This window comes from Vibrio sp. YT-19(2023), from assembly GCF_033337395.1.
The window spans coordinates 1-913 of record NZ_JAWOQN010000240.1; the positions used below are offsets into that span (position 1 = coordinate 1).

2 protein-coding genes are annotated in these 913 nt (G+C 46.8%); both read left to right on the forward strand.

The features are described 5' to 3' along the window. Positions 1–618 (forward strand): TRAP transporter small permease (locus R7E78_RS25125; protein WP_318058471.1); only part of this gene is annotated, 618 nt, incomplete at its 5' end. A gap of 3 nt (positions 619–621) precedes the next feature. After that, a partial coding sequence (locus tag R7E78_RS25130; protein ID WP_318058472.1) for a TRAP transporter large permease subunit occupies positions 622–913 on the forward strand: 292 nt, incomplete at its 3' end.

Genomic DNA, 913 nt, shown 5'->3' on the forward strand with positions numbered 1-913 from the left:
TTGATTGCTTTCTTCTTAGGTGCGATGACATTGCTGACGTTTGCTAATGTCATTTTTCGCTATGTCTTTAACGATAATATTCTCTGGGCGTTAGAGCTCACCGTATTCATGTTCGCGTGGATGGTTTTAGCTGGCGCTTCGTACGGTGTGAAAAAACACTTTCACATTGGCGTGGATGTCATCATCAATATCGTACCTGAAGGGCGCCGTAAACTCCTTGCGCTAGTCGCAGCGGCCTGCTGCCTAACCTTTTCGATTCTGCTTTTGATTGGTGCTTGGAATTATTGGTATCCCTTTGCGACAGAGCGCGCATGGTATGAGACCGACGATATCCCAATGCCTGAGTTTTTACAGTTCTTAGCGGATTGGCTTAATGAAGGCGAGCGCTACGAAAAACTGCCACGCTTTATTCCTTATTTCGCTTTGCCGCTTGGTATGGCGATGCTCACTTTCCGTTTTTTACAAGTCACTTGGCAGATCGCTACAGGCAAGCTGGATCGCTTGATTGCAGGTCATGAAGCTGAGGAAGAACTGGAAGCCTTAAAAGAAGAAATGAGTGAAGCTGGCGATGCCATGACTCCTCGTTCCTCGAACGATTCTGAGCACAAGGAGCGCTAAGCCATGGATATTTTACTACTGTTTTTAATGGTGATTGGCTTCATGCTCATTGGTGTGCCAATCGCAATTTCTCTGGGTCTTTCCAGTGTACTTTTCTTAATGCTGCATTCCGATGCCTCTTTGGCGTCAGTTGCTCAAACGCTGTTTAACGCCTTTGCTGGTCACTATACATTGTTGGCGATACCTTTCTTCATTTTGGCCTCAAGTTTTATGTCGACAGGTGGCGTTGCAAAGCGAATCATCCGATTTGCGATTGCCATCGTCGGTTGGTTCCGTGGTGGTCTCGCCATGGCTT